The organism is Tamaricihabitans halophyticus (assembly GCF_004340875.1).
Taxonomy (GTDB): domain Bacteria; phylum Actinomycetota; class Actinomycetes; order Mycobacteriales; family Pseudonocardiaceae; genus Tamaricihabitans; species Tamaricihabitans halophyticus.
Window position 1 is genome coordinate 1426349 of record NZ_SLXQ01000001.1, and the last position, 22015, is coordinate 1448363.

The following is a 22015-nucleotide window of genomic DNA, read 5'->3' on the forward strand; positions in this document are numbered from 1 at the left end:
TTTCGTTGTCTGATCGGGTAGTCGCCGTCCTGTCCGGCGGGCTCTCGCACGAACGAGACGTATCGCTGCGGTCCGGCCGGCGGTTGTCCGCCGCGTTGCGCGACCAGGGTTTGACCGTGGAGGAGTGGGATACCGACAGCGAGCTACTCACCAGACTGCGGGACCAGCGCCCGGACGCCGTGGTAGTCGCGCTGCACGGTGGCGAGGGCGAGAACGGCTCGGTGCAAACCGTGTTGGAGATGCTCGGTATCCCGTTCGTCGGCAGCACCTCGCAGTCCTGCCGACGTGCCTTCGACAAGCCCACCGCAAAGGCTGAGCTTGCCCGTGCGGGCCTGAGCACGCCTGATTGGGTCGTACTGCCACACGGCACGTTTCGTGAGCTTGGTGCGCAGTATGTGCTCGATGCGATGACCGACCGACTGGGTTTGCCGATGATGCTCAAACCCGACCAGGGCGGGTCGGCGCTCGGTGCGCAGGTGGTTCGTTCTGCTGGCCAGCTTCCGGCCGCAATGGTCAACTGCCTGGCCTACGGCGAGACCGTGCTGGCCGAGCAGTTCGTGTCTGGTGTCGAGGTCGCGGTCACCGTGGTTGACGGCGCGAACGGACCGGAGGCCCTGCCGGCGGTGGAGATCGTTCCGGAGAGCGGGGTGTACGACTACACCGCCCGCTATACGGCCGGGCTTACTGACTTTTACGCACCAGCTCGGTTGACCGAGGATTCCGCGAAAGCGGTAGGGGAGCTGGCGGTCCAGGCGCACCGGCTACTCGGGCTCCGGGATATCTCGCGGACCGACGCGGTGATCTCTTCGGATGGCACCGTCAACTTCTTGGAAGTCAACCTATCGCCCGGGTTGACGGAAACCTCGTCCCTTCCAATGGCCGTCGAAGCGGCCGGGCGTTCGCTCGGCGAGGTCTTCAGCGAACTGATCGAACGGTCCGTAAATCGCGGCTGACGTTTCACGTGGAACCGCCGGGTGGCCAATGGGTCCACCCGGCGGTTTTTTCTTGACCAACTAGCTCGAACAGTAGTGGTCAGGCAACTGTCACCGTGACGAAATACATCGGTGTGATTACCCGTCCGAATTTGGTGTCTCATTTGTCTGATTTGCCGCCATTAGCTTGGCGATGCGTTCCAGGTCGTCTACCGAGCCGAACTCGACGACAATCCGGCCCTTTCGCTTACCAAGATCGACCCGGACCCGGGTATCGAACATATCCGAGAGCCGGTTCGCCAGATCTTGCAAACCGGGCGCCTGCATCGGCTTGCGAGCGGGCTGCTGCTCCTTCTTCTTCGCGCGTCCCTCGCCCTTGGCAAGAGTGACCGCTTCTTCAGTGGCACGGACCGACAGCCCCTCCGCGATGATCCGCGCGGCGAGCTCTTCCTGTACCTCCGGATCGTCGATCGACAGCAGCGCCCTGGCATGCCCGGCGGAGAGCACATTGGCCGCAACTCGCCGCTGAACCGCAAGGGGGAGACGGAGCAACCGGATCGTATTGGTGATGACCGGACGACTCCGCCCGATCCGATCCGCAAGTTCCTCGTGGGTCACGCCAAACTCGTCCAGCAGCTGCTGATAGGCCGCTGCTTCTTCCAGCGGGTTCAGTTGGACGCGATGGATATTCTCCAGCAACGCATCCCGCAGCAGATCATCATCGGCGGTCTGCCGGACGATCGCCGGGATGTACTCCAGCTCGATCTGCTGCGCCGCACGCCACCGCCGCTCGCCCATAACGAGCTCGTACTCGTCATCCGGCAGTTGCCGCACCACGATGGGCTGCATCAGGCCGAACTCACGGATCGAATGCTGTAGCTCGGCGAGCGCGTCCTCATCGAAGACTTGGCGCGGTTGCTTCGGGTTGGGCTTGATAGCCGAGATCAGTACTTCTTTGTAGACCGCGCCGGCCACCTCGCCGCCCGCGGCGGGCTCCACCTCCGGGGTCGCCGCGGGCTTGTCGCCGCTCTCCGGGAGCGCGATGGTCGTCGCTGCCTCTTCACCGTTGGCCACCGGGCCACTCGGTATCAGCGCGGCCAACCCCCGGCCGAGACCACCCCTGCGCTCGCTCACGACGTCTCCTTTCTCGCACCGTATTCGGCTATCTCGCGTGCCGCGTCGACGTAGCTCATCGCGCCACGTGAACCGGGATCGTAGGCAAGTACGGTCTGGCCGAAGCCGGGCGCCTCGGAGACTTTGACGCTTCGCGGGATGACCGTGCTCAGCACGGTGTCGCCGAAGTGCTGCCGAACCTCGACGCCTACTTGGTCGGCAAGCTTCGTTCGGCCGTCGTACATGGTCAGCAGAATCGTGGAGACCCGTAGGTTCGGGTTCAGGTGCGCCTGCACTAGCTCGATATTGTTCAGCAGCTGACCCAGCCCCTCCAGCGCGTAGTACTCGCACTGGATGGGAATCAGTACTTCCTCAGCGGCGACGAGCGCGTTCACTGTGAGCAGGCCGAGTGACGGGGGGCAGTCTACGAACACATAGTCGGGTTGTAGCTCGTCCAGCGCCTCGGGGGTCAGTGCTTCCTTCAGTCGAGACTCGCGGGCCGCCATCGACACCAGCTCGATCTCCGAACCGGCCAGATCGATCGTCGCCGGGACGCAGTAGAGGTTCGGCGACTGCTCGCTGACGGCGGCCGCATCGGCGACGGAGACTTCGCCGAGCAGCACCTCGTAGATCGACGGCACACCCGACCGATGGTCGACGCCAAGCGCGGTGCTGGCGTTTCCCTGTGGGTCGAGATCCACCACGAGAACCTTGAGTCCTTGCATCGCGAGCGCGGCGGCGAGGTTCACCGCGCTCGTGGTCTTGCCGACCCCGCCTTTCTGATTAGCGATGGTCATGACCCGGCGTCGAACGGGGCGGGGGAGTTGATTCTGTTCTGGGTGCAGCACACGTGCCGCACGTTCGGCTTCCTCTGCGATCGGCGTCCAGCCGACTTGCGTTTCAGAAGAACTCACGGGCTGCTGTACCTCCCCGTTGTCGGCGGCGCCATCCGATCCGATGACCCCTGTTTCACGTGGAACATCCGCCCCTCCGATCTCTCCGTTCGGGTACCCCATCAACGATCCTTCCGTGCCCGGCGCCGGCCGTCATTGCCACCCCTGCGATCCGACCGATCGATAACCACCACGGTCGTCGGGACCTCCAGTACGGCTACGCCGCATTGTTCAACTCGTGCGTCAACGCCGCCAGCCCGTTCAATCTGCCGCGCGTCCCGCTCCAGCTCCTCGGCTGCGCTCTCGCCCTTCATAGCCACCAGCTGACCGTGTGGGCGCAGCAGAGGCAGGCACCATTCGGCCAGCCGCCCGAGTGGAGCCACCGCCCGAGCCGTCACGATCGCGGCACCCGACAAGCCATCACGCATCTCCCTAGTCTCCGCGCGACCACGCATCACGGTGACCGACAGGCCGAGATTGTGGATAACTTCCTCAAGCCAAAGGACCCGGCGGGCCATCGGTTCCACCAGAACCACATCTAGGTCCGGACGAGCGATGGCCAATGCGACACCCGGCAGACCTGCTCCAGAGCCGATGTCCAACACACTCGCGCCATGCGGGATCCGCTCGCCAACAACTGCCGAGTTCAGTAGATGTCGCTCCCACAGGCGATCGGTCTCCCGAGGGCCGATCAATCCACGCTCGACGCCATGCTGAACGAGAAGCCGAGCATACCTGTCCGCCAGCTCCATCCCGGAGCCAAATACATCACTCGCCACCGGGGGAGCGGCTGGCGCTTCCGTGTCCGCCACCAAGTCACCTTTCCATGGGTTTCACGTGAAACCACACTCGCTACCTTCTCGGCCGTTTCACGTGAAACAGGGGGCCCGGTACGGCACCCTGTCATGTTCCACGTGAAACCTGGCAAACAAAAAGGCGCGGCCCACGATCGCTGGGCCGCGCCTCAAGTATTACTGCTCAACTGCCACCGGCGTGCATCACACCGGAATAACCACGACCTTGCGGTTCGGGTCTTCGCCCTCACTCTCGCTCGTCACACCGTCCACCTCAGCAACGGCGTCGTGCACGACCTTCCGCTCGAACGGCGTCATCGGCTTCATGCGAACACGCTCCTGGCTCTCCAGTGCGTCCTTCGCGGCCTTGCGGCCAATCTCCCGCAAATCCTCGCGGCGGTCGGCTCGCCAGCCGGCGACGTCCAACATCAGCCGGCTCCGATTGCCGGTCTCCTGCTGCACCGCCAGTCTGGTCAGTTCCTGCAGCGCCTCGAGTACGTTCCCGCGCGAACCAACGAGCTTCTCCAGATCCTCGCCACCGTCGATACTCACGATCGCGCGGCCAGCTTCTACGTCGAGATCGATGTCGCCATCGAAGTCGAGTAGATCGAGTAGTCGCTCGAGGTAGTCACCCGCAATATCGCCTTCGCGCACCAACGCGTCGTTGTCCGACTCCGAGGATTCCGCACGCTGACCATCCACCGCCTCGACAGCTTCTTCTGCTGCCTCCGGCTCGGCGGTGGCCTCCACCGTTTCTGACACGGTTTCTCCTCCCAAGGCTCGCCTGTCCGTCACGAACGCTTGCGGCCTGTCTTCTTGCTCCCGGATCGACCAGAGTTCTGGCCTGAGTTCTTGTTTCCGTTCTTGGCAGCGGAACTACCGCTGGAGCCCTTCGAACCGTTGGACTTCGCCTTGCTTCCCGAACTGCCGCCACTGTCGCTTGCGGGCTCATCGTTGGCTTTCGAGTCGGCCTTGTCGCCGCTCTTATCCGCCGATTTCGTACCGCTCGACTCGCTGGCCTTCTCCGTGGACTTGCCACCCGAGCCCTTGTTCGTGCTCGCCTGCTGCCCGGACGGGCCCTTCTTCGCCTGACTCGGCTTCTGGCCGGGGCGCGGCTTCTGGCCCGGCTTCGGGGCCATCGAGTTGCGCTTCTCCTGCGCCTCGATCTTCTTGGTCTCTTCTTCGCGGTCGATCCGCTTGTACACGATCGCCTGCTGCATCAGCGTCCAGCTGTTGTTCGCCAACCAGTAGAGCAGCAGGCCGATCGGGAAGAACGCACCAAAGACGAGTACGCCGATCGGGAAGACGTACAGCGTCAGCTTGTTCATCATGGCGGTCTGCTGGGTGGCAGATGCCGGGTTCTGCCGGGCCACCGAGTGCCGGGCGGTGAAGTGGGTGGCGATCGCGGCGATGATCATCAGCGGGATCGCGATGGGCGCGACTTCCCAGTGCCAACCCGATTCCTGGCCGCCGGAGCCGCCGCCACCGACCACGGCCATACCGTGGTTGATGGCATCACCAAGGTTGATACCGAAGATCTTCGCGTCCAAATAGGACCGAACTTCGTCGCCGCTGAAGAAGTAGTTACCGGTCTGGATATGCGATTCGGTGAAGTTCCGCAGCACCCAGTTCAGACCGATGAAGACCGGAATCTGCAGCAGCATCGGCAGACAGCTACCAAGCGGGTTCACCCCATGCTCGCGCTGCAGCTTCTGCATCTCGGCCGCTTGCCGCTGCCGATCGTTGCCGTACTTCTTCTGGATCTTCTTCATCTCCGGCGCGAACTCCTGCATCTTTCGCATGGAGCGCACCTGCTTCACGAACGGCTTGAACATGATGCCGCGGATCGTGAAGGTCAGGAAGAAGATCGCGAGGATCCAGGAGATGATGACGTCATCCCCGAACACGAACCCGAAGACCTTGTGCCAACACCACAAGATGAAGGACACGGGGTAGTAGATGAATTCAAGCACGAAACTACTCCTCGGTCGTTTCGACAGGTCGTTGTGCTCGGAGCGTGAACTTCTCGGGCACCGGGTCAAGTCCGGGATCGGTCCACGGACCGCACCGCAACAGCCGGCGGATCGCCAGGTAGGTGCCCTTGGCCGCGCCGTGTTTGGTCAACGCTTGCGCCGCATACGCGCTGCAACTCGGATAGAACCGGCAGGCGGGCGGCAAGAAGGGGGAGATGCACTTCCGATAGAAGCGGATGGGCAGCAGCAGTACCCAGGCCACGGGTCCTGGCCGGGGCGCGGTGGCTTCCGTCCGCTCTTCGCTCACTAGCGCTCGCCTTCCACGACACAGTCGTGCCGGGGCGAGAGTGCTAATTTCCGCATCGCGCCGTCCAGATCCTTGCCGAGCTCGGGGCTTGAAGCCGTAGCGGCTGGCGGCAGTGCGCGGACCACAAGCAATGTGCCGGGGCCAATGGCGCTCAGTCGCGGCGCCATGAGATGCCGCAGCCGCCGGACCACCCGATGGCGAACCACCGAGCCGCCGACGGCTTTGCTTACTACAAAACCCACTCTCGCCGGACCGTCCCGGCCGACGAGTGCATGTACTACTAATCGTCGCCGCCCCGCACGCTGGCCATTCCGAAGCACTGTTCGGAACTCTTCGCTTCGTCGAACCCGAGCGTGCGCGGGCAGCATCTCGTGCCTCGCCGTTCAGCGGGTCACGCCGACAAACGCGCGCGACCCCTAGCACGGCGGGCCGCGATAATCGCGCGTCCGGCGCGCGTCCGCATGCGCAGCCGGAAACCGTGCTTCCGCGCGCGTCGACGATTGTTCGGCTGGAAGGTGCGCTTGCCCTTGCTCACGGTCGTCAGTCTCCCGGTGTCACTACCCAATCAGGCCTAAGTCCTGCCCCCTGCTGCTGCCGCTGGGTAATTGCATCAACGCCGCGGGCAACGCAGGCAGCGAAACCCTTCGACCATGCCTGACCACATAGGGTGCGGTCTTCGCAACGAAATCCGATCGTGGCGACCGGTAGCAAGGCACACGAACACTCCCGCTGCCAGCAGGAGACTCTATCGAGGGTACGCACCCCACTCAGTGCAGCCAAACCCACCCCCCTCGAGTAACCTGAGCCGTACTCTCCAGCGCCGTGCGACGACACGCCGTAGGGATTAAATGCTTGCCCCAACGGATGACTTGTGGCAAGGCGCTGGCCTTGTTAGCGTGCCTTTTCTCAATGTTTACGTGGTCGGGGTTTCCCCCTCGGTGCTTGAGTCGGTACTTGGGTGCCGCTGCTCGGGCGCCATCCCGACTAAGAGAACATGTGCTGTCGACCGGTTCGACGCCCTGAGGGATGGACAACGCAGGGGAAGGACAGCCCACGGGACGGGCCGGTCAGCTAGGCCAGTTTGCAAGTATTTGCAAGTAGGGCAGGTCTTTGCAAGTAGGGGAGTGCTGCGGGTTCTCGTGCATTCGTGCACAGTTGTGGACAACTCTGTGGATACCTGCTGCTCGGGTATCACTGGAGTAGGCGTCCCGCGCCGTTTGCGGCCGCGGACGCGATCGTCATTCACGCCGTCGGGGGCGGTTTGACGAGGAAACGTAACGCTGGGAGGGGAGCGGAGTAGGTGTCCGACCAGGTCAATCTTGGTCTCGTGTGGGAACAGGTGATCCGCGAGTTGTCGGCGGAAACACTGTCACCCCAACAACGCGCATGGATGCGAGTCACGCGTCCCATCGGTCTTCTGGACGGCACCGCTCTACTGGCCGCACCAAGCGAGTTCGCCAAGGAAGCGATCGAACGGGTCCTCTCTGAGCCCATCACCGAGGCACTCTCCCGCCGACTGGGGCGCGAGGTCTCGCTGGCCGTGAAGGTCGACCCGGGCGCCGATCTCGCCAGCACACCGGCGCTGTTTGTACCCGAGTCCAAGGCGGTGGTCGGCGAATCGGGCCATACCGATATCGATCACCACGGCTTTCCCGTCGAACGCGCCGAGCCACGCTGGCCGACGATCGACGAGTATCCGGCCGGCGACCCCGATATCGAACCGCCAGCCCAGTACTCCCCGACAGACACTTCGCCAGTAGCCAATTCGCCGCAGCAGACCGAGTTGCTACTCGGCCGGCCGACGCGCGAAGTAGACGATCTGGTGGACACCGCGCAGATGGCGCCGGTCGACCTTTCCGCGGAAGGCGATAACGAGGAGATCGACGAGGAAGGCGAGGCGCTCGCCGCCGCCGCCGAGATCTGGCCCACCTTCAACGGCACCCGGCCCGAGCCAGCGGGCCAGCCGTACACCGCGCCGAAACACGGCCCGCCGAGTTCGCAGACGCGCCTGAACGCCAAGTACACCTTCGACACCTTCGTGATCGGGGCGTCGAACCGGTTCGCGCACGCCGCCGCGGTCGCGGTCGCCGAGGCGCCGGCCCGCGCCTACAACCCGCTGTTTATCTGGGGGGAGTCCGGGCTCGGCAAGACGCACTTGTTGCACGCGGTCGGGCACTACGCGCAGCGGCTCTTTCCTGGCATGCGCGTTCGCTACGTGTCGACCGAAGAGTTCACCAACGACTTCATCAACTCGCTGCGCGACGACCGGCAGGTGGCGTTTCAACGCCGGTACCGCGACGTCGACGTGTTGCTTGTGGACGACATCCAGTTCCTGGAAGGCAAGGAAGGAACTCAGGAGGAGTTCTTCCATACCTTCAACACCTTGCATAACTCGAACAAGCAGATCGTGATCTCCTCGGACCGCCCGCCGAAGGGGCTGGCAACCCTGGAAGACCGGTTGCGCACCCGGTTCGAGTGGGGGCTGATCACTGATATTCAGCCGCCCGAGTTGGAGACGCGGATCGCGATTCTGCGCAAGAAGGCGGCACAGGATCGGCTGAACGCGCCGGCCGAAGTGCTCGAGTTCATCGCCGCGCGGATCGAGGCGAACATCCGCGAGTTGGAAGGCGCACTGATCCGGGTGACCGCGTTCGCCTCGTTGAACCAGCAGCCGGTCGATGTCGGCTTGGCCGAGATCGTGCTACGCGATCTGATCCCGGATTCGCAGATGCCGGAGATCGACGCCTCCACGATCATGTCGGCCACCGCTGACTTCTTCGGGGTGTCGCTGGACGATCTGTGCGGGCCGGGTAAGACGAAGGCGATCGCGCAGGCTCGCCAGATCGCCATGTATCTGTGCCGCGAGCTGACCGACCAGTCGCTGCCGAAGATCGGCCAGACGTTCGGCGGCCGGGACCACACCACGGTGATGCACGCGGACAAGAAGATCCGCAAGGAGATGGCCGAGCGCCGTCGCATCTACGACCAGGTGCAGGAACTGACCACCCGGATCAAGCAGCGCGCCCGCAGCGCCGGCTGACGCTTACCCACTCCTCGAGCCGCGCGCACACCCCGCTACGGCGCCGTCCGCGCGTACACCCGCGCTCAGCGCCCGCCTTTGTGCGCGTTTAGCAGGCTAAACGCGATCCCACTGCTGCTCGCTCCGCGCCCGAAATACGCGTCCGAGGGCTACCGGCCGGGCGTGCGCCTCACCACACTGGGGGATATCCACAGCCAATTTTCGGTATCCACAGGCCTGGGGATAGTGCACAACTCTCGCTGCGGCTGTGTGCGGGTTGGGCATAAGGTGGCCTCCAGGTGGGGAGGAAACTGTGGATAACTGTGGACGGCTGTGGATCGAGCGGTGGAGCCGCCGAGTTCTCCACCGAGGCCGCGAACTGTCCACCGACTTCCCCAACAGGCAGTCCACAGCACGCCGCGCCGTGTCACCTGCGATAACGGCTGAAATCCACACTACCCACAGGCCCTACTACTGCTACTAACAAAATCTTCTCTCTAAGTAGTTGAACAACAGAAAGAGGCGAACAGCGAATCTGGGGACAACTCCGGTCGACCGCCGCCAGGTAGACCCCGGCCCCGGATGACGCGACCCGCTCACACGCTCTACCGTGGCGTTTAGCAGCACTTGTCTCCCCGTGGTGCCCGCAGCGTCTGCTGCCGCATCACGAGAAACTTCCGCTGGTAACACCGGAAAGGATTTCTCATGAAGATCCGCGTCGAGCGCGACGGACTCGCGGACGCCGTCGCCTGGGTTGCGCGCAGCCTTCCCTCGCGGCCGCCAGTTCCTGTGCTTGGCGGCGTCCTGCTGGATGCCGGCGGCACCGACGCGGGCGGCGAAACCGCGCTGACGATCTCGGGGTTCGACTACGAGGTCTCGGCAACGGTGAGCGTCCCCGCGACCATCGCCGACGGCGGCCGCGCGCTGGTGTCGGGTCGGCTGCTCGCGGACATCACCAAGGCGCTTCCCGCGCAACCGGTGGAGATCTCCATCGAGAGCTCCCGCGCCTCGATCACCTGTGGCAGCGCGAAGTTCAGCCTGCCGACCATGCCGGTCGAGGATTACCCGGCGCTGCCGGCGATGCCGGACCGTGCGGGCGAGCTCGCCGGCGAGGTGTTCGGCGAGGCCGTCGCCCAGGTCGCCGTCGCCGCGGGTAAGGACGACACGTTGCCGATGCTCACCGGCGTTCGCGTGGAGATCAACGGCGAGAAGGTCACCATGATCGCCACCGACCGGTTCCGCCTCGCCATGCGCGAGTTGACCTGGAAACCGGACGAGTCGATCAACAATGCCGAGGAAACCGCGGTGCTCGTCCCGGCGCGTACCCTCGCCGAAGCCGCGAAGTCGCTCGGCTCCGCGGGCAAGACCGTCGAGCTGTCCCTCGCGAGTGGGGACGGGCTGCTCGGCGTTTCCGGTACCGGTCGGCAGACCACCACCCGCCTGCTGGACGCCGAGTTCCCGCCAGTTCGGCAGCTGCTGCCGAGCGAGCACAGTGCGGCCGCGATCCTGTCGGTGGCCACCCTTTCCGATGCGATCAAGCGCGTCTCGCTGGTCGCCGAGCGCGGTACGCAGGTGCGGATGGAGTTCGCCGAGTCGGTGCTGAAGCTCTCCGCCGGCGGCGACGACGAGGGCAGCGCGGAAGAGGAGCTGGAGTGCTCGTTCACCGGTGAACCACTGACCATCGCGTTCAACCCGCAGTACCTGATCGACGGGCTTGGCGCGCTGCACACCGATCGCGCGGAGCTGTCCTTCACCACGCCGAGCCGGCCCGCGCTGCTCAAACCAGTTGGCGAGGACGGCGAGGTACAGGCCGGCTACCTCTACCTGTTGATGCCGGTTCGCCTGCCTGGCTGAGGCCGACGAGGTAACCATCCGACTCGAACGAGAGGACGCACACCGTGCAGCTGGGACTCGTCGGTCTGGGCAAGATGGGCTTCAACATGCGCGAGCGCCTGCGCGCCGGGCAACACGAAGTTCTTGGCTATGACCGCAATCCAGAAGTGACCGACGCCGAATCGCTTGCCGATTTGGTGTCTAAATTGGACGCCCCGCGAACGGTGTGGGTGATGGTGCCCGCTGGCGAGGCAACCAAGCAGACGATCGGCGAACTTGCCGAGCTGCTCGACAACGGCGATCTGGTCATCGACGGCGGCAACTCGCGGTTCTCCGAGGACAAGCCGAACGCGGATCTGTTGTCCGCCAACGGAATTGGTTACATCGACGCCGGAGTTTCCGGTGGTGTCTGGGGCGCGGAGAACGGCTACGGCCTGATGGTCGGTGGCTCAGCCGACGACGTCGAGCGGGCCATGCCGATCTTCGACACGCTTCGTCCGGAAGGTCCGCGCGACGAGGGTTTCGCGCATGCCGGCGGTGTTGGTGCGGGCCATTTCGCGAAGATGGTGCACAACGGCATCGAGTACGGCCTGATGCAGGCCTACGCCGAGGGTTATGAACTGCTCGCCGCCTCGGACGAGGTCACCGATGTGCCTGCGGTACTCAAGGCATGGTCGCGGGGCACGGTGGTGCGTTCCTGGTTGCTCGATCTGCTGGTGAACGCGCTCGAGGAAGACCCGGAGTTGGCCGAGCTGCGCGGCTACGTGGATGATTCTGGCGAGGGCCGCTGGACGGTGGAAGAAGCGATCAACCATTCGGTACCCGCTCCGGTGATCACCTCCGCGCTGTTCGCCAGGTTCGCCTCCCGGCAACCGGATTCGCCCGCGATGAAGGCGGTTGCCGCGCTGCGCAACCAGTTCGGTGGGCACGCCGTACACCGCGCGGAATAGCGTGTACGTACGGCATCTCCAGCTCACCGACTTCCGCTCGTGGGCACAGGCTGATCTGGCCCTTACGCCGGGACCGACCGTGTTCGTCGGCCAGAACGGTCAGGGCAAGACCAACCTGGTGGAAGCGATCGGCTATATCGCCACGCTCGGCTCGCACCGGGTGTCCAGCGATACTCCGCTGGTGCGCATCGGCGCCGAACGCGCGCTTGTCCGGATCGCCGTGGTCAATGAAGGCCGCGAACTGACCGTCGAGCTGGAGATCACCCCGGGCAAGGCGAACCGGGCACGGATCAACCGCGCCCAGGTGCCGCGCCCGCGCGAAGTGCTCGGCATTCTGCGCACCGTGCTGTTCGCGCCGGAAGACCTGGCGCTGGTGCGCGGTGATCCCAGTGAGCGCCGCCGGTTCATGGACGAACTGCTGGTGCTGCGCGCGCCCCGGTTCGCGGGCGTACGCAGTGACTACGAACGAGTGCTCAAACAGCGTAATGCCCTGCTGAAGACCGCGCGCGGATCCGGTGGACGTGCCGATATCAGCACTTTGGAAGTGTGGAACGGGCATCTGGCGCGGCACGGTGCCGAGTTGCTTTCCGCGCGGCTGAACCTGATCGCCGATATGGCGCCGCTGGTTTCCGCGGCCTATGCCGGCGTGGCGCCCGAGTCTCGACCGGCACTGATCAACTACCGTTCGAGTCTGGGCGAGCTGCCCGAGCGCGCGGGCGTGGATGACCTCACCGAGCGATTACTCACCGCGATGACTGAGCAGCGCGGCCAGGAGCTCGAACGCGGAGTGAGCCTGGTTGGTCCACATCGCGACGAGTTGGAACTGGTGCTCGGGGACGCTCCGGCGAAGGGTTACGCCAGTCATGGCGAGTCGTGGTCGTTCGCCCTCGCGTTGCGACTCGGTTCCTATGAATTGCTCCGCGCCGACGGGGCGGAGCCGGTGCTGGTGTTGGATGACGTATTCGCGGAGCTGGATCGGCGACGCAGGGCGGCGCTGGCGGAAGTAGCCAGTCAGGCGGAGCAAGTGCTGGTCACGGCGGCCGTACAGGAAGATGTGCCGGCCGAGTTGTTGGGCGACCGGTACCTGGTCGGGGACGGAGAGGTACGCAGTGACTAATGGCCAAACTGGGCGTGCCGGGCAGTCAATAACACCCCGGGTAAACGACATGGATGTTTTTTCTCCCACACCTGGGGATAAGTCTGTGGATAGTGTGGATAAACGGGTTACTGACACGTCGCCCGGGGTTACTGATGTCCCGAGATCAGGGGAAACGCCTGCACACGGCCGTGGCAACAGCTCTACTGAAAGTGTCACGGCAGACAACTCTGGGGACTACTTCGAGCAGAGCGAGCTACGCGGACCGGATCTGGCGCGCGCCGCATTGCAGGCCGCGCGGGAACGTTCGGAGGGCAATCGGGCGAGTAGGGCACGTAAGGCGGTGCGCCCTGCTGGTAGCGCTGGTGGTGCCTCGCGTTCGCGCCGTCGACGCTGGTCAGGGCCGGGTAACGACGACCGCGACCCGCAGCCGCTCGGTCGGCTGGCCTCCCGGATCGCGAACGATCGTGGCTGGCAGGGCCGGCTGGCGAACGGTCAGGTGTTCGGGAACTGGGCGGGTCTGGTGGGTGACGAGGTCGCCGAGCACTCCCAGCCGCAGGCGCTGAACAACGGAGAGTTGACCGTGCGCGCCAGCTCCACCGCCTGGGCCACCCAGCTGCGTTTGCTGCAAGGGCAGCTGCTCGGCAAGATCGCCGCCGGCGTCGGCCACGGGGTGGTGAAGCGGCTCAAGGTGCAGGGACCGGTGGCACCGAGTTGGCGACGCGGCTCGCTACACGTCTCCGGCAGGGGACCGAGGGACACGTACGGTTAAGCCGCCCGGGTCCAGTTGCGCCCCCGCAACTAGCCCGCTATCTGGGTGGACTCGACGTTTTCCTGCACACATCCGATTCGTCCCGCCCTAGGGTCGGCGGGCATGGAAGATCCAGTACCCACCCTCCGTAGCCGCCAGCTCGGGGATGCGCTGCGCAAGATCATTCGGGGCTCCGGGCTGTCGCAGAAGGAGGTCGCGCTCCGGCTGCAGTGGGACCAGGCGTGGCTGTCCAGGGTGCTCAGCGGTAAGCGAATGTGCTCGGATGTGGACCTGGCGGCCCTGCTGGCGACCTGCAATGTCGTAGGTCCGGAGCGGGACCGGTTGCTCGGGTTGAACTACGAGGCGCGCAAACCGGGTTTGCTACAGCAGTTCGGTGCGCGGCTACCGGAGCAACTGCATGTGCTCGCTGACCTGGAAGACCATGCCACCGAGATCGCCGACTTCCAGCCGGCGATGGTCCCTGGCCTGCTGCAGACCTCCGAATACGCCCGGGCGCTGAGTCGTGGGTCTGGCCACCCGGAAGACGAGATCGACGATCGAGTCGCCGCTCGGATGGCTCGGCAGGCCCTGCTCGACCGGGTACCGGAAGTGAAGTTCACCTTCTTCATCCACGAGCTGGTGCTCCGGCTACCGGTTGGCGGCGACGAGGTGATGTCCGAACAGCTGCATCACCTGCTGCGGCTGGCCGTACGGCCCAAGATCCACCTGCGGGTGGTGCCGATCGCCGCCGGCGCTCACGCCGGAATCGTCGGCCAGTTCAAACTGCTGGACTTCGCCGGGCTACGGCCGGTGGTCTACCTGGACGGCGAGACGACACAGCTGTTTCTCGAGGAAACCGCGGAGATTGCAGCCTATCGGCGGATCCTCAAAGACTTGGCCGCAACCGCCCTGGATAGGGGACAATCGAAGGAACTGATTGCCGACCTGGCAATTGATCTCTACCCGGAGCAAGGTGACCACAATGCGCAGCGCCGATACGAGCGGGATCTCCTGGCGGAAGAGCAGCTACAGCAGCCACAACGGTGATTGCGTCGAGGTCGGCTGGCGGAAGAGCAGCTACAGCAGTACCAACGGCGACTGTGTTGAGGTTGCCGTCCAGCCGGCGTTCGTTCACCTGCGTGACTCCAAGGCCCCGGAAGCCGGCTCGCTCACCCTGCACACCGACGGTTGGCACGCCTTCCTCGGTGCCCTTCATTCGACCGATTGATTCACGTGAAACAACGCGCGCAACGCCAGCCACAGGATCGGATGCACCCGGCGTAGAATTCGGCGGTCTGTGACGAAGCTAGGGGTGTCCTTGCCCTACTTCCGTAAGAGTGGGCAAGTAGAATATTGGTGCGGGTAGTTATTGCCCGCCCAGACGTCCCCCGAGACGAGGAGACACCAGGCCGGTGGCAACAGAAACCAACGATTACAGCGCGTCCTCGATCACTGTGCTCGAAGGCCTGGAGGCTGTCCGCAAGCGTCCCGGTATGTACATCGGGTCCACCGGCGAACGTGGTCTGCACCACCTCGTTCAAGAGGTTGTCGACAACTCGGTCGACGAGGCGATGGCCGGCTACGCCTCGCGCGTGGAGGTCACCCTCCTCGCCGACGGCGGCGTGCGGGTCAGCGACGACGGTCGCGGTATCCCCGTGGACATCATGCCCAAGGAAAACCGCCCCGCGGTCGAGGTCATCCTCACCACGCTGCACGCGGGCGGCAAGTTCGACAGCGACTCCTACGCGGTCTCCGGTGGTCTGCACGGCGTCGGCGTCTCCGTGGTGAACGCGCTGTCCACCGCGATGGACGTGGAAATCCACCTCGGCGGCAAGGTCTGGCGGCAGCGTTACGAGGACACCAAACCGGTGCACCCGCTCAAGGAGTGCGAGGAAACCAGCCGGACCGGCACGACGATCACCTACTGGGCCGACGACCGGATCTTCGAGACCACCACCTACAACGCGGAAACCATCGCGCGCCGCCTGCAGGAAATGGCCTTCCTGAACAAGGGCCTCACCATCGTGCTGCGCGATGAGCGGGTCTCCGACGAGGACACCGCCCAGGACGCCGAGGGCCAGGCAGCTGCGGTCCGCGAGCGCACCTACCACTACCCGGGCGGCCTGGAAGACTTCGTCCGGCACATCAACAAATCCCGCGACGTGATCCACAAGAACGTCATCGGTTTCACGGCCAGCGGCGACGGCCTCGAAGTCGAGGTCGCCATGCAGTGGAACTCGGGCTTCACTCCGTCCGTGTTCACCTTCGCGAACACGATCAACACCGCCGAGGGTGGCACCCACGAGGAAGGGTTCCGCTCCGCGCTGACCCGCGTGATCAACGCTTACGCGCGGGACAAGAAGATGCTCAAGGAGAAGGACTCCAACCTCACCGGCGATGACGTCCGCGAGGGCCTCGCCGCGATCATCTCGGTGAAGCTCGCCGAACCGCAGTTCGAAGGCCAGACCAAGCAGAAACTGGGTAACTCCGAGGCGAAGTCCTTCGTGCAGACCACCTGCAACGAGTGGATCGCCGACTGGTTCGAGCGCAACCCGAGCGAAGCGCGCACCATCGTCACCAAGGCGGTGTCCTCGGCGCAGGCCCGGCTTGCCGCGCGCAAGGCCAAGGAACTGGTCCGCCGCAAGGGCGCGCTGGACATCGGTGGCCTGCCGGGCAAGCTGAAGGACTGCCGCTCCACCAACCCCGACGAGTGCGAACTGTACATTGTGGAGGGTGACTCGGCAGGTGGTTCCGCGAAGGAAGGCAGGGAATCTCGCTTCCAGGCGATCCTGCCGATTCGCGGAAAGATCATCAACGTGGAGAAGGCCCGCATCGACAAGGTGCTGAAGAACACCGAGGTGCAGTCGCTGATCACCGCGCTGGGCACCGGTATCCACGACGAGTTCGATATCTCCAAGCTGCGGTACCACAAGATCATTCTGATGGCCGACGCCGACGTGGACGGTCAGCACATCCGCACGTTGCTGCTCACCCTGCTGTTCCGGTTCATGCGCCCGCTGGTCGAGCACGGTTACGTCTATCTCGCCTGCCCACCGCTGTACAAGATCAAGTGGCAGCGCAGCGAGCCGGAGTTCGCCTACTCGGACCGCGAGCGGGACGGCTTGCTCGAACGCGGACTCGCGGCCGGCAAGAAGGTCAACAAGGACGACGGTATCCAGCGGTACAAGGGTCTCGGCGAGATGAACGCCGAAGAGCTGTGGGAAACCACCATGGACCCGGCGAACCGCCTGCTGCTGCAGGTCACCCTGGACGACGCGGCCACCGCCGACGAACTGTTCAGCGTGCTGATGGGCGAGGACGTGAGCGCCCGCCGCTCGTTCATTACCCGCAACGCCCGCGACGTCCGCTTCCTCGACGTCTAACCGCTAACCTTAAGAACGCGATCACGCAACGTGCTCGCTGGTGTCAGGTTTGGCGCCGGCGAGCACGGTACGCGCGCATCTTGTGTCGCGCCCCGCAGATCTCCATGCTGCACCAGGTGCCGGTGTTGCTCGGCGAACGGTCGTAGAACACGAACCGGCAATCCGGCGCGCGGCACACCTTCAATCTCTCGGCCTGCCCGAGGATGCCCGCGATCGTGAGGATGCGCAGCTGTGCGCCGATCAACTCGCGCACCGCGCTACCCCTGGCCACCGGAATATCCGGGCCATCCTCGGTCCATCGCGGGCTACCAAGTAACTCCGCGGCCAGCCCGGTCAACTTGTCCCGCGCGGCGCGCTGGCCGCGCAGGTAGCCGCGCATCAGTTCGCGAGCATCCACAATTGACATGCGTTTCGCGTTCGTCAGCGTACGCGCGGCCCGCGCGTAGCCATGCTCACTGAGCCAGGCCCTCGCATCCGGCAAACGCTCGAAGGCGTCCTCGGCGCGCAGGAACCACGCCGAGTTCAAGAACTCCGCCAACTCCGCTAAGGCACCTGGTGCGGCGGGGCGATCGAACGGCATCCAAAGAAGTTACCAGCTATTAGAATAAGCCGGTAACGTCGATGCGTTACCATCAACAGTCAATAGTCGGTAACGAGGAGCCGAGTAATGAGCTGGACGCTGCGCGAGACGTACTCGAGTACCAACGGCCTCATCCGGTGGGATCGCTGGGGAAGCGGTGATCCCGTGGTCTTCTTGCACGGCACACCGTTCTCGTCCTATGTCTGGCGCGATATCGCGTCGAGCTTCGCGCGCACGAACACCGTCTATGTATGGGATATGCCCGGCTACGGGCAGTCCGAGATGCGCGACGATCAGGATGTTTCGCTTGCCGGACAGGGCAGCGTGTTTGCCGAACTACTCGAGCACTGGGGCCTGCGGGAACCGACGGTTGTCGCGCATGACTTCGGCGGCGCGGTCGCGCTCCGGGCGCACCTGTTGCACAGCAAGGCGTTCCGCAAGCTTGCGCTGGTTGACGTGGTCGCCGTCGATCCGTGGGGGAGTGAGTTCTTCCGCTTGGTGCGCGAGTACCCGCATGTCTTCGAGCAGCTACCGGACTTCCTGCATCGCGCGCTGGTGCGGGATTACATCAACGCGGTGAGCAGTCGCGGCGTGCATCCTGCCGTGCTGGATGAGCTCATCCGGCCGTGGGCGACCGAGCAGGGACAGCGCGCGTTCTACCGGCAGATCGCGCAGGCGGACCAGCGGCACACCGATGAGGTACAGATCCGCTATGGCGAGATCAGCATCCCTGTGCAGGTCTGCTGGGGTGTGGACGACACGTGGATTCCGTTGTCACAGGGCGAAAAGCTCGCCTCGCTGATCCCGGGATCAGGCTTCACGCCGATCGAGAACGCTGGTCATCTGGTGCATGAGGACGCGCCGGCGCAGTTGTCCACAGCACTCCACAGCTTTATCCACAGGAAGTCCTAAATAGACCGCCTGAGTTGTCCACAGCTGTGGAGTGCTATGTGGACTGTGGATAGTCGGGGTTGACGGGGATGCTCAGTTCAGCGTGACGAGTGTCTGCACCGGCAGGTGGTCCGAGGGGTACTGGCCCTCGTGCTCGAACGGGTTGATGCCGACCTGCTCCACGGCTACCTGATCGTCGGTGAGCAACCAGTCGATGCGGTCACCTTCGGCTGGCTCCTCGTAGCCGCCAAAGGTGGCGTACTCCGGCGTGAGTTGCTCACCAGCGGTGTTCCAGCTGTCCAGCAGCGCGTCCTCGGCGGTGAGGATGCTGTATGGCTCGGAGCTCGTGTTTGCGTTGAAGTCACCGGTGAGCACCACGGGCAGGTTTGCGTCGAGTTCAGCGACCCGATCGCGGATCAGTTCCGCGCTGCGCAGCCGCGCGTTCTCCGATTTGTGGTCGAAATGCGTGTTCATCGCGACGAACTCGGTACCGGTCACGGTGTCCTTGAACTTGCCCCAGGTGACCATCCGGGGCAGCTCGTTGCCCCAGGAGGTGGAGCCCGGCACGTCTGGCGTGTCCGAGAGCCAGAAGTTCTCCTCGGACAACATCTCCAGCCGCGTGGTGTCATAGAAGATCGCGCTGTACTCGCCGTCCTCGCCACCTTCCCTGCCGACGCCGATCCACTCGTAGCTGTCGGGAAGGTCCGCCTGCACGTCGGTGAGCTGGTCGTGCAGCCCTTCCTGGGTACCGATCAGCGAAGGTCGCTCGTCGTTGAGTAGCTGTGCCATGGCTGGGCGGCGCTCGTCCCACGAGTTCGGGGACTGGTCCGAGGCATAGCGCAGGTTGTACGACATGACGTGCAGCTTCTCGCCGTCCGGCGGGCCGATCAGCGGTCCTTGCGCGGTCGCACCCGCCAAACCCGGAGCCCCGGTCAGCGCCACCGATGCTGTCAACGTAGCGCCAAGCGCGAACTTGCCAATCCTGGACACGAGTTCCTCCCGAGACGATCGACGATATAGCGGACATTTTCGTCGTGTCCCGGATGGATGTGAACGGTTGACCACTGGAATACGTAACCCGGTCATCCCACCGTTGCTCGCGCTTGGCAGAAAGTTAGTTCACCGCACTGCGTGTGACCGCGTTCTTCAAGGTCAGCGAGGTTACCGGAGGAAGGTCATCCCGCTGAAGTCATCGTCATCGTCGTCCCGCGGGGGGCGAGCGCTACGGGCTGGCGGGGCAGGCTCAGCTGGTGTTGCCGGCGGTTCGGGCTGCTCCAGCGGTCGACCGTCCGGGCCGAGTCGTCCGGCCGCCTCATCCGCCAGGTACTGCTCGGTGTCGCGCTCCAACTGCACTAGCCCGTAGTCCCGCAGATCGCGCACTTCGGGTAGATCCAAGCCACCGCCGGAGGCGACTTCGGTCCAGGTGGTGCGGCCCTCGGCCACCGCGCGAGCCACCATCTTGAGCTGATGTGGCGCGTCCGGCGATTGTGCGTGCTCCGCAACGATCTTCGGGTCCACCGGTTCAAGCTCCGGAACCGGTAGTTCCTTCGCTCTGGCCAGCCGAGTGTCCATTTCCGCCGCGATCGTTTCGATCTGGTTGACCTTGTTCCGCATATGCGGCGGGACGTCCTCGCGCACCCGGCCTCCTCGACTCTCGTTGTTCGTGCCCAGGTCAGGCGCCAGCCCGTTCCGGATCGGCCCCGTCTGGCTCGGTCGAATAGGTGCTGTCCGGAGTGTCTTCCCATGCCTCGGTATCGCTGACATCCGCGATATCCTTCGCGACCTCAGCGCCGCGCTGGTACTGGTCGATCTTCTCCTCGATTGGCTTGATCTTTTCTTCGATCTTGCCCTGGATCGCACCAACAGGGTCCTGCGCCATCTCCAACAGGCCCTTCACCTGATCCACCATCGCATTGACTTCATCCACGAGGGCCTTGGCCTCAATGAAAATGTCCACGACGTTCTTGATGAACTGAATCAGCTTGTACTGCCCGTAACCGGGGATCCAGCTGGTCGCGACCCGCTGGCCGATCTGGTCCACAACCGACTTGAGCGTGCTGACCACGTACTGCGCGGCCTTCTCGATCTGCTGCGCGACCAAGCCGTAAACCCCACCGACCAGCCGGTTCAGCGGACCCTCCTGGCCTGCGCCGTTCACCATCGTGGTGATGTAGGTGTTGAACTCCTGTGCCGCGCCGCCGTTCCAGTGCGAGTCCAAGCCGGACAGCGCCTTGGTCAGGTTGTCGAGCGATTCCTCGAGCGCGGTGCCCGCGCTCTTCAACGCATCGCCCGCGCCGGTCAGCGCGTTCCAGTTACCGGAAATCGGCTCGGTGATCGCCTCGACAGGGGACCAGCCGGTAACCGTGCTGACCACCCAGTCGATCGCCTTGAGCGAACCGCCCACTTCGTCCACCATGGACTTGATGTCTGCTTCCGCGATATCCGGTGGTTTCAGGTCGGCGGCCGGATCACTTGCTGGCGGATACGGTGCCGGACCAGGAAAGTCCTTGTAGCCCTCAACTCTCGGCGGCACATTCGGGTTGCTCATCCCGTCATCGGCGAAGATCTGGTAATTCGACTTGTCCGCGCCGCTGTAGTCCCAGGCGGCCCTGGTCAGCTCTTCACTCGTATCATGCAGATTGTTGCCATGCCCGAGGATCCGCTTCGCCGTTTCCGAAGCGTAGGTGTCCACAAGCGGTTTCAGCGCGGACATGATCAGTCCGTCGAAACCGGACTTCGCACTGGCATGCTCGCCGACATAGGTCTGAATCGTGCTCAACTGCCCGCTGACATCGCCGACCAACACTCCGTAACCGGCGATGTGTTCTGGCTCTGCGTGGAAGTTCTCCCCCATAGCCCGACTCCTCGTAGTCACCCTGCGCCGCTATGCGGCATGCTGGATGGTCAGACGGTACAGGTGTTTCACAGGTTCCACGCAATGGAGTTCCGCTTGAAGCGAAAATTGTCATACGTGAGCGGGGTTTTTGTCGCCGTAGTGCTTGTTGGTGCGTGTGGTGACGCCGATTCAGGCGAGAGCTCGGCCGGTGAGCAGTCCCCGCAGCCGACGCCAACCGCACAGTGGCAGCAAACCGACGTCTGTGGTCTGCTCAGCGATCAGGAGGCACGCGACTACCTGCGTGGCCAGGAAGCCACTGGGCGTAAGCAGAACAAGAGCGATGCGACCGGCGGGCAACGTCCCGGTTGCGGTTGGCAGGCTGGCAGTCAGTACAAGCTCGACCTCGCACTGTGGCAGCCACCAGCTCCGGGTGTGCAGTCTGAGAACGCCGAGCGAACACTGGATGTCAACGGTAAGAAGGGCTATGTCACCTCGCAGACCGAAGTCAGCTGCACCGTGGACGTTGAAGCCGAACCGGCCTGGCTGCAGGTCATCACTTTTTCGCCGCGTCCGGAGGACGAGACTTCGCTAACCGAGCGTACCGAATGCGACCGGGCGGGCGAGCTCGCCGGCACCGTACTTGATCGGCTAACGAAGTAACCTT

Annotated in this window: 23 protein-coding genes; 11 read left to right on the top strand and 12 right to left on the bottom strand. The window is 64.2% G+C overall.

Going from position 1 to position 22015, the window contains the following annotated elements:
* The first annotated feature begins 5 nt into the window (after positions 1–5).
* A complete protein-coding gene (locus EV191_RS06880; RefSeq protein WP_132875912.1) occupies positions 6–953 on the top strand; it encodes a D-alanine--D-alanine ligase family protein in 948 nt (315 codons plus the stop codon).
* 117 nt (positions 954–1070) lie between these two features.
* Here EV191_RS06880 and EV191_RS06885 read toward each other — a convergent pair whose 3' ends face one another.
* The 8 genes from EV191_RS06885 to rpmH all read right to left on the bottom strand — a co-directional run bounded on the left by EV191_RS06885 (position 1071) and on the right by rpmH (position 6547).
* Positions 1071–2066 carry a ParB/RepB/Spo0J family partition protein gene (locus tag EV191_RS06885; RefSeq protein ID WP_132875913.1) on the bottom strand — a complete coding sequence of 332 codons (996 nt, stop codon included), beginning with the start codon at positions 2064–2066 and terminating at the stop codon, positions 1071–1073.
* Entirely contained in the window at positions 2063–2959 is an 897-nt protein-coding gene (locus EV191_RS06890) for a ParA family protein (protein WP_424565427.1), read from the bottom strand. The genes EV191_RS06885 and EV191_RS06890 overlap by 4 nt, the downstream gene beginning before the upstream one ends.
* 101 nt (positions 2960–3060) lie before the next feature.
* A complete protein-coding gene (gene rsmG, locus EV191_RS06895) occupies positions 3061–3753 on the bottom strand; it encodes a 16S rRNA (guanine(527)-N(7))-methyltransferase RsmG (protein ID WP_424565428.1) in 693 nt (230 codons plus the stop codon).
* 183 nt (positions 3754–3936) lie between these two features.
* Positions 3937–4434 (bottom strand): Jag family protein, encoded by a 498-nt coding sequence (locus EV191_RS06900; RefSeq protein ID WP_243658814.1) that lies wholly within the window; start codon positions 4432–4434, stop codon positions 3937–3939.
* Positions 4435–4523: 89 nt separating this feature from the next.
* Positions 4524–5705: a membrane protein insertase YidC gene (yidC, locus tag EV191_RS06905; RefSeq protein WP_132875915.1), complete on the bottom strand. Its 1182-nt coding sequence runs from the start codon at positions 5703–5705 to the stop codon at positions 4524–4526.
* A 4-nt stretch (positions 5706–5709) separates the two neighbouring features.
* Positions 5710–6012 carry a membrane protein insertion efficiency factor YidD gene (gene yidD, locus EV191_RS06910; RefSeq protein WP_207894402.1) on the bottom strand — a complete coding sequence of 101 codons (303 nt, stop codon included), beginning with the start codon at positions 6010–6012 and terminating at the stop codon, positions 5710–5712.
* Positions 6012–6380, bottom strand: coding sequence for a ribonuclease P protein component (gene rnpA / locus EV191_RS06915; protein WP_132875916.1), 369 nt, complete (start codon positions 6378–6380; stop codon positions 6012–6014). The genes yidD and rnpA overlap by 1 nt, the downstream gene beginning before the upstream one ends.
* A 23-nt stretch (positions 6381–6403) precedes the next feature.
* Complete coding sequence (gene rpmH, locus EV191_RS06920) at positions 6404–6547, bottom strand: 50S ribosomal protein L34 (protein ID WP_132875917.1); 144 nt, start codon at positions 6545–6547, stop codon at positions 6404–6406.
* Positions 6548–7312: 765 nt separating this feature from the next.
* Between rpmH and dnaA the strand changes: the two genes are divergently transcribed.
* The 8 genes from dnaA to gyrB all read left to right on the top strand — a co-directional run bounded on the left by dnaA (position 7313) and on the right by gyrB (position 17044).
* A complete protein-coding gene (gene dnaA / locus EV191_RS06925; protein ID WP_132875918.1) occupies positions 7313–9052 on the top strand; it encodes a chromosomal replication initiator protein DnaA in 1740 nt (579 codons plus the stop codon).
* A gap of 684 nt (positions 9053–9736) precedes the next feature.
* The gene (gene dnaN / locus EV191_RS06930; RefSeq protein WP_132875919.1) at positions 9737–10885 is read left to right on the top strand and encodes a DNA polymerase III subunit beta; all 1149 of its coding nucleotides are present in this window, start codon (positions 9737–9739) and stop codon (positions 10883–10885) included.
* 44 nt (positions 10886–10929) lie between these two features.
* Positions 10930–11814, top strand: coding sequence for a phosphogluconate dehydrogenase (NAD(+)-dependent, decarboxylating) (gene gnd, locus EV191_RS06935; protein WP_132875920.1), 885 nt, complete (start codon positions 10930–10932; stop codon positions 11812–11814).
* A gap of 1 nt (position 11815) precedes the next feature.
* Entirely contained in the window at positions 11816–12931 is a 1116-nt protein-coding gene (gene recF / locus EV191_RS06940) for a DNA replication/repair protein RecF (RefSeq protein WP_132875921.1), read from the top strand.
* 94 nt (positions 12932–13025) lie between these two features.
* Positions 13026–13682, top strand: a complete 657-nt coding sequence (locus tag EV191_RS06945; protein ID WP_424565436.1) for a DciA family protein — start codon at positions 13026–13028, stop codon at positions 13680–13682.
* A gap of 102 nt (positions 13683–13784) precedes the next feature.
* Positions 13785–14708 (top strand): helix-turn-helix domain-containing protein, encoded by a 924-nt coding sequence (locus EV191_RS06950; RefSeq protein ID WP_132875923.1) that lies wholly within the window; start codon positions 13785–13787, stop codon positions 14706–14708.
* On the top strand, positions 14644–14889 hold the full coding sequence (locus tag EV191_RS06955) for a DUF397 domain-containing protein (RefSeq protein ID WP_132875924.1): 246 nt from the start codon (positions 14644–14646) through the stop codon (positions 14887–14889). Before EV191_RS06950 ends, EV191_RS06955 begins: the two co-directional genes overlap by 65 nt.
* Before the next feature lie 184 nt (positions 14890–15073).
* Positions 15074–17044 (top strand): DNA topoisomerase (ATP-hydrolyzing) subunit B, encoded by a 1971-nt coding sequence (gyrB, locus tag EV191_RS06960; protein WP_132875925.1) that lies wholly within the window; start codon positions 15074–15076, stop codon positions 17042–17044.
* A gap of 43 nt (positions 17045–17087) precedes the next feature.
* On the opposite strand, the gene EV191_RS06965 is transcribed toward gyrB, so the two are convergent.
* Positions 17088–17624 (bottom strand): CGNR zinc finger domain-containing protein, encoded by a 537-nt coding sequence (locus EV191_RS06965; protein ID WP_132875926.1) that lies wholly within the window; start codon positions 17622–17624, stop codon positions 17088–17090.
* A gap of 87 nt (positions 17625–17711) precedes the next feature.
* On the opposite strand from EV191_RS06965, the gene EV191_RS06970 reads away from it, so the two are divergent.
* Positions 17712–18536, top strand: coding sequence for an alpha/beta fold hydrolase (locus EV191_RS06970; RefSeq protein ID WP_132875927.1), 825 nt, complete (start codon positions 17712–17714; stop codon positions 18534–18536).
* Between the two features lie 72 nt (positions 18537–18608).
* Here the strand turns inward: EV191_RS06970 and EV191_RS06975 are convergent, their stop codons facing one another.
* The 3 genes from EV191_RS06975 to EV191_RS06985 form a co-directional block, all read right to left on the bottom strand.
* Positions 18609–19505: an endonuclease/exonuclease/phosphatase family protein gene (locus EV191_RS06975; RefSeq protein WP_243658779.1), complete on the bottom strand. Its 897-nt coding sequence runs from the start codon at positions 19503–19505 to the stop codon at positions 18609–18611.
* 171 nt (positions 19506–19676) lie between these two features.
* Positions 19677–20153, bottom strand: coding sequence for a hypothetical protein (locus EV191_RS06980; RefSeq protein ID WP_132875929.1), 477 nt, complete (start codon positions 20151–20153; stop codon positions 19677–19679).
* 34 nt (positions 20154–20187) lie between these two features.
* Positions 20188–21369 carry a WXG100-like domain-containing protein gene (locus EV191_RS06985; protein ID WP_165912849.1) on the bottom strand — a complete coding sequence of 394 codons (1182 nt, stop codon included), beginning with the start codon at positions 21367–21369 and terminating at the stop codon, positions 20188–20190.
* A 117-nt stretch (positions 21370–21486) separates the two neighbouring features.
* Between EV191_RS06985 and EV191_RS30025 the strand changes: the two genes are divergently transcribed.
* The gene (locus EV191_RS30025; RefSeq protein WP_165912850.1) at positions 21487–22011 is read left to right on the top strand and encodes a DUF3558 family protein; all 525 of its coding nucleotides are present in this window, start codon (positions 21487–21489) and stop codon (positions 22009–22011) included.
* Positions 22012–22015: the final 4 nt, after the last annotated feature.

Excerpts from the sequence above, each read along its gene's own strand:
- EV191_RS06985 (WP_165912849.1), bottom strand. The coding sequence starts at position 21,369 with ATGGGGGAGAACTTCCACGCAGAGCCAGAACACATCGCCGGTTACGGA.
- EV191_RS06970 (WP_132875927.1), top strand. The coding sequence starts at position 17,712 with ATGAGCTGGACGCTGCGCGAGACGTACTCGAGTACCAACGGCCTCATC.
- EV191_RS06965 (WP_132875926.1), bottom strand. The coding sequence starts at position 17,624 with ATGCCGTTCGATCGCCCCGCCGCACCAGGTGCCTTAGCGGAGTTGGCG.
- EV191_RS06950 (WP_132875923.1), top strand. The coding sequence starts at position 13,785 with ATGGAAGATCCAGTACCCACCCTCCGTAGCCGCCAGCTCGGGGATGCG.
- dnaN (WP_132875919.1), top strand. The coding sequence starts at position 9,737 with ATGAAGATCCGCGTCGAGCGCGACGGACTCGCGGACGCCGTCGCCTGG.
- rnpA (WP_132875916.1), bottom strand. The coding sequence starts at position 6,380 with ATGCTGCCCGCGCACGCTCGGGTTCGACGAAGCGAAGAGTTCCGAACA.
- EV191_RS06955 (WP_132875924.1), top strand. The coding sequence starts at position 14,644 with ATGCGCAGCGCCGATACGAGCGGGATCTCCTGGCGGAAGAGCAGCTAC.